Annotated in this window: 4 protein-coding genes and 1 rRNA gene; 1 reads left to right on the top strand and 4 read right to left on the bottom strand. The window is 58.0% G+C overall.

The window, feature by feature from the left end:
* The 3 genes from V7660_RS17070 to V7660_RS17060 form a co-directional block, all read right to left on the bottom strand.
* Nucleotides 1-261: ribosomal RNA gene (locus tag V7660_RS17070) — 16S ribosomal RNA — on the bottom strand; the annotation flags it as partial.
* Nucleotides 262-1468: 1207 nt separating this feature from the next.
* Nucleotides 1469-1903: a CBS domain-containing protein gene (locus V7660_RS17065; protein WP_335604258.1), complete on the bottom strand. Its 435-nt coding sequence runs from the start codon at nucleotides 1901-1903 to the stop codon at nucleotides 1469-1471.
* Between the two features lie 78 nt (nucleotides 1904-1981).
* Nucleotides 1982-2692: a rhomboid family intramembrane serine protease gene (locus V7660_RS17060; protein WP_335604257.1), complete on the bottom strand. Its 711-nt coding sequence runs from the start codon at nucleotides 2690-2692 to the stop codon at nucleotides 1982-1984.
* Between the two features lie 141 nt (nucleotides 2693-2833).
* On the opposite strand from V7660_RS17060, the gene V7660_RS17055 reads away from it, so the two are divergent.
* Complete coding sequence (locus tag V7660_RS17055) at nucleotides 2834-3214, top strand: DUF4345 family protein (RefSeq protein ID WP_335604256.1); 381 nt, start codon at nucleotides 2834-2836, stop codon at nucleotides 3212-3214.
* A 53-nt stretch (nucleotides 3215-3267) separates the two neighbouring features.
* Here the strand turns inward: V7660_RS17055 and V7660_RS17050 are convergent, their stop codons facing one another.
* Nucleotides 3268-5778, bottom strand: a complete 2511-nt coding sequence (locus tag V7660_RS17050; protein ID WP_335604255.1) for a TonB-dependent receptor — start codon at nucleotides 5776-5778, stop codon at nucleotides 3268-3270.
* Nucleotides 5779-6000: the final 222 nt, after the last annotated feature.

The following is a 6000-nucleotide window of genomic DNA, read 5'->3' as shown; positions in this document are numbered from 1 at the left end:
TCCTCTCAGACCAGCTATAGATCGTCGCCTTGGTAGGCCATTACCCTACCAACTAGCTAATCTAACGCGGGCCGATCTTTCACCGATAAATCTTTCCCCCGAAGGGCGTATACGGTATTACCACTCGTTTCCAAGAGCTATTCCGTAGTGAAAGGTACGTTCCCACGCGTTACTCACCCGTCTGCCACTATATCGTTCGACTTGCATGTGTTAAGCCTGCCGCCAGCGTTCGTTCTGAGCCAGAATCAAACTCTCAAGTTGAGTTGATCTGACGATACCATCCATTGGAATATGGATGGCTACTTTAGCTGTTAAGCATCAAGTATTGCGTTCTTTGACGAGAAACCCTTAGTCACAAAGACCAGGCCGAAACCTGATCGATGGAAAAAGAATTTTCTCTTAAGAAACGCATCCGTCGTGATCGTTTGGACCGTGGCCGAAGCCCGTGTCCGCAAGCCATCACGCCGCCTGCGTTTCTCTTCCTAATCTCTTACGATGTCAAACAGCTGGAACCGAGGCTCCGAAGGTCTCCATCAGAAGCCCGTGGGCCCGTCCGGAAGAGGCGGCTTATATGGGCCGCCGCTTAGCCCGTCAACACTCTTTTTTGCGCCTTCTGCAGTTGAGTGTTTAACCACCGTTCCTGCATCAATTTTAGCGCAAAAGAACCACCTGCCGAAAAGATCCGGCTCGCAAATTCGAGCGTTTCGAGGAACCGCATATATAGCCTCTGTTCGACGAAAAGTTCAAGAACTTTTTCACCAACCAGGTGAGCTTTTCAGCGGGCCCGCTTCAGATGCCCGAGGGCGTCGTCTGCGGAAGAGGCGGCTTATATGGACCGCCCTTCTTCCCGTCAACACTCTTTTCCGCCTCTTCTGCAGTTAGGTGCCAGGCACCGTTTCCGCTTCAATTTTGGCGCAAATGAACCAGCCTGCCGAAATCATCCGGCCCGCAAATTCGAGCGTTTCGAGGAACCGACATCGACGCTCTGACTGGGGAAGAATAGAAACTTCCAAGCCATTCAGAGAGCCCGGTGCCGGGCTGCCTCAGAGATCCGAAGAACTCGTCAGCGAGTGGCGGCTTATATGGACCGCCGTTCTTCCCGTCAACACCCTTTTCTGCGCCGTGTGCAGTAGAATGTTTAACCATCCATCCTGCTATGTTTACAGCGCAAAAGATCCCGTTGGCCGAACATGTCCGGCTCTCAGATCCGAGCGATTTCAGGGAACCGATATCGAGCCCTGTCTGGGGAAGATTAGAAAACTTCCGAACCAATCAGGTGCGCCGTTACCGGGCCCCGCGTCTGAAACCCGAAGGCCTCGTCAGCGGAGGTGGCGATGTACCCCCGCCCCCCGGATGCGGCAACCCCCTAATGCAGGAATTCATCACAAAACTGCAGGAAAAAGACGGAAGCTTGTCTTGGCTTCCTGCCGGCCAATCCCAAAAGCCCAATGAATACGGGGGCCGCCCCCTAATACTGAGCGGACAGGTACGATTTCATCGCTTCTGCTTCGGCTTCCGTTTCAGCGATCTTCCACTTCACCAGATCCCCGATCGAGATGACCCCGACCAGCTTGCCGTCGTTCATAACGGGCAAATGGCGAATCCGGCGGTCGGTCATGAGCTGGAGCGCATCATCAATCTTGCTGGTCGATTCGACCTTGATCACGTCGCGCGTCATCGCATCGCCGACATTCAGGTTCAGGGCCATGGCGCCCTGACGCGCCACATGGCGGACGATATCCCGCTCTGAAAGTACGCCGATGATGCTGCCATCATCATCCAGGGCCACTACCGCGCCGATTCGCTTGCCGTCGAGCGTCTGCGCAGCGGCCGCCAAGGTTTCTCCGGCTTTCACCGATATGATGGCGAATCCCTTGTCCTTCAGAATTTGGTCGATGGTCATCCAATGCCTCCCTGTTTGTCTGGCCCCTTTGGGTGCCTTGTTTCGGGGAAGCCTATCATAATTCTGGATTCGAGGCGATCAGGCGCGGAATTCCGCCCGGCCAAGGTCGCGCGCGAGAAACCGGAACAGCAAGGCGCCGGCGACATAGCCACCTATATGTGCCTGCCAGGCAATCTCGGACCCGAACAATGAGGGCCCCAGGAACGCAAGAATCAGGTTGCCTACAAAAAAGACGGCGCTGGTCGTCAGGAATTTCCGGTCAAACAAACGCGCCGGCAAGCCGTTCTGGACCATCAGCGCGCCCGCGATCAGGCCCGACACCCCTCCCGAGGCGCCAATGGCCGGTGGCCCGTCCGGATAATGCGCCAGCAAGTGCGCCAGGGATCCGCCGACCACACTCGCCAAGAACAGACCAAGGAAGGCCAGATTGACGCCGACGCGCGAGCTCATGATTCGCTCCATTACCGCATAGACCGGCTTGCCGACCGCAATCAGCATGATCGTGTTCATAAGGACGTGGGACCAGCTGCCATGAACCAACGCCGTCCCGGCCAAGGGAATCAGGGCCTCAAGCGCGTTTCCATACGGCGCATAGCCACCCGTCACGGGGTCTCCGCTGATCCAGCCCCAGAATCGGTCTGGAAACACAGCCCCTATGTCCACAAAGAACAGGTCCAGCGACGATCCAGTGATAAGCCTGAGCCCGTGAGCCGCGACAATGGCCAACGCGACCGCCGTGACGAAGGGGGGCGCGTTGATAATGGGGGGCGCTCGCCGTGATTGGCGCATGGGCGGTCTCCTGAAACGTCTCGCTCTCATCAGATGGGAGTTGGGGCACGATTTCCACCCCGGATACGGCATAAAGATGGAGGCGCGGGCCGGCGAATCACCGGGCTTTACGCTCGAGCCGTTCGCCCTAGTTTCCACAACATGTTCATTCGCATCTTTCTCAGCCTCCTAGCGCTTACATTCCTTGCCTTCGGAATCTGGTCCCTGCTCAGTCCCGCGGCCATGAGTGCGTCCATGGGGGTGGAGCTGGGCGGCCCGAACGGCATCTACGAGGCGCGGGGCATCTATGGCGGCGTGAGCCTGGGCGCAGGCTTGCTGGCCACGGCTGGCGTCTTTCGCCCCCGCATGGTCCGCCCTGCCCTCTGGTTCATCACGACATATATGGGCGGCTATGTGTTTGCGAGAATTGCGGGCCTGATTGCAGGCGACGCACCCACCACCAGTTTTCTGATGTTCGTCGGATTCGAGACTGCCTGTCTGGTGCTGGCCGTCGTATCCCTGGCCGCCTACCGACCGGAATAGAAAAAGCCCCGCCGCAAGCGACGGGGCTTTCTGTTTGCTTTGAGACAAATCCTCTAGAAGGACTTGCGCACCGTCAGGCCATAGGTTGCCGGCTGGTTCGGATAACCGGAGATCGATCCGGCCTGCGCCACGGCCGGGAAGGCCACCGTGATATACTCATCATTGAAGATGTTCCGTCCCCAGAGCGTAAAGCTCAGGCCGGATTCGGTGGTCAGGCCAGCCGAGGCGTTGAACGTGCTGACTTCCTTCTGTTCGCCGATCAGCGCCTGGTTGGCGGGTTCGTCGAAATAGTCGCTCGGGCCTTCATACTGCCAGTCGGCCCGCAGGAAGGCGTCATACGTCTTCACGTCGAATGTGTAGGTCGCAGACGTCGAAGTTGAAACCTCCGGAACGCCGTAAGGCTTCTGGCCTGAAATGTCGCCGCTCGCCGATTCCTCAAAGCTGTCATAGACCGGATCCAGGAAAGTCCCAGCAAAGCTGAGCAGGAGGTTGTCGGTCGCATTCCATTGCGCATCGAGTTCGAGGCCCTGGGTGGATTGCTCACCCGCATTCGCCAACGCGAAGCCCGTGCCAGTGAACACGTTGGACTGGAAGCCCTCAATGGTCTGGTCGAAGATGGCCACGTTGAAGGCAAAGTCTGCATACGCACCTTTGACCCCCAACTCGTACACTTTCGATTCCTCAGGTCCCGCAAAGCGCGTGCCCGTGGTCAGGTTCGGCAACAGGAGGCCGCCCTGCGCCAGCAGCGCATAGTCGGACGGGGTTGGGCGGCTGTCGCGGGACAGGTTCCAGGACGAGGCCTTGAAGCCTGTCGCGTAGGAGCCGTACACATTTATCGCATCCGTGACGTCATAGGCCAGGCGGAAGGTGACCGACGTATCCTCGTCATCCGTCGAACCCGTTTCCACGGCGTTCGGGAAGTTCAGGAACGGTGGCAGGAACTGCAGCTGTTGCAGGGCGCCCGGCGCGCCGGCAGCAGTTGCCTGGATGGTCGCAAATTCGGTCGGATAGGCTGCGGCGAACGCGCCAACAGCTGCCGGATCCGTCGGATTGACGCCAGCTTGCAGCAGCAGGCCACCGGCAGTCGCCTGCGTGATGAATGGTGCGGCCGCATTCAGGTCAACCGCAGCGAACGTATCGGTCGAGATGGCATTGGAATAGGCGTTCTTGTTCACCTGCGTATAGTTCAGGCCGAAGGTCGCCGTCAGGCGGTCGGTGACTTCATAGTCAACCGTTCCGAAGAGTGAGGCGGACGTATCGTCCTGGCCGTAGAATTCGGTGAAGCCCTGCCCCGGCTGGAAGAAGGTGCCAGGCGCGACGCCAAAAATGACCGGCTCCAGTGAGGTCAGCAGGCCGGACGACAGGATGTCGATGTAGCCACGAATATCATCGCCATAGAGAAGCTGGTTTTCGATATCGACGGTCTCATCAAAATAGAAACCACCCACCATCCAGCTCAGCGGTCCGCTGCCATTCGAGGTCAGCAGCACTTCCTGGGTGAAGGTTTCGATCTCCACATCATCCGACTTGCGGCCGAGAAGGTCGGCGCTGGTGAAGTCGGAATCCTGGTTCGTGCTGAGATCGGACGTGCGGTAGGACGTGATGCTGGTCAGCGTGAAGGCGCCGAGATCGAAATCGCCCTGCAGCGACAGGCCGCCATTCTTGATGAGGTTCTCGGACCCGAAATTGTAGGCCACTTCATAAGAGAACGGATCCTCTGCAACGAGATTTCCGCCCAGTGCCAGGATGGCTGCGCCGGTCGGGCCATTAATGACGTTCGCGGCTGCACAGCAGATCTCGTCGATCTCGTCATAGTCCGCGATCAGGCGGAACGACATGTTGTCAGTCGGTTCAAACAGCAGGTCGCCGCGCAGGCCCCAGCGATTGCGCTCATTGGTGTCCGCCCCGTCGCCGAGATCCTCGACATAGCCGTCGCGCTTGTTGAAATTGGCACTCAGGCTGTAAGCGAGCGTCTCGGAGATGGGCCCCGTCACGATCCCGCTGGCGCGATAGCCATTATAATTGCTGACAGTGCCTTCGACACTTCCGCCCAATTCGAACTGCGGCTTCTGCGTTACGATCGAGATCACCCCGGCGGATGCGTTCTTGCCGAACAGGGTCGATTGCGGCCCGCGCAGGACTTCTACACGCTGCAGGTTTGGCAGGTCGGAAATCTGCGAGGTCGAACGCGAGCGATAGACGCCGTCCACAAACACGCCAACCGACGGCTCGATGCCGGCATTGTTGGCGCCGTTGCCGAAGCCCCGGATGATGAAATTGGTGTTGGACGAGGATTGCTGCTGGCTGACACGCAGCGATGGCACGACAGATTGCAGGTCTCCCAGATCCACAATTCCGGCCTTTTCAATGACGCTCTCATCCACCACGGATACAGCGACTGGAACATCCTGCAGGGTCTGTTCGCGCTTGGTAGCGGTAATGGTCACGGTCTGAAGCGTGCGGCTCTCATCTTCGTTGGAGTCCTGCGCATGGGCAGGCATTGAGAGGGTCGCGAATGCGGCAAGTCCAGCGCCAAGATAGAGCGCCGACTTGAAATGAGTCATCTCAAGTACACTGGATTTTCTGAATTTCACGAGAGGGTCCCTTTGAGCAAGTTTTGAGTTTTATAGGTGGGAGGAATTCAACGGCAACGGGTGCCATGTCCAAAGGCTTAGACAGATGGCAATTCATGACAAGACATGACCACGAGTAATAGTTAAGAATTCTCATACGCCGTGGTTTCACAGCTGCAGGACGCCGGAATTTGCGGGTTCCTGGGCATGCGA

The sequence above is a fragment of the Hyphomonas sp. genome, assembly GCF_036964145.1.
Classification (GTDB): domain Bacteria; phylum Pseudomonadota; class Alphaproteobacteria; order Caulobacterales; family Hyphomonadaceae; genus Hyphomonas.
This window is presented reverse-complemented; position numbering and strand designations above follow the sequence as displayed.

Coding starts and splice junctions, on each gene's coding strand:
- V7660_RS17060 (WP_335604257.1), bottom strand. CDS start 2,692: ATGCGCCAATCACGGCGAGCGCCCCCCATTATCAACGCGCCCCCCTTC.
- V7660_RS17065 (WP_335604258.1), bottom strand. CDS start 1,903: ATGACCATCGACCAAATTCTGAAGGACAAGGGATTCGCCATCATATCG.
- V7660_RS17055 (WP_335604256.1), top strand. CDS start 2,834: ATGTTCATTCGCATCTTTCTCAGCCTCCTAGCGCTTACATTCCTTGCC.
- V7660_RS17050 (WP_335604255.1), bottom strand. CDS start 5,778: ATGACTCATTTCAAGTCGGCGCTCTATCTTGGCGCTGGACTTGCCGCA.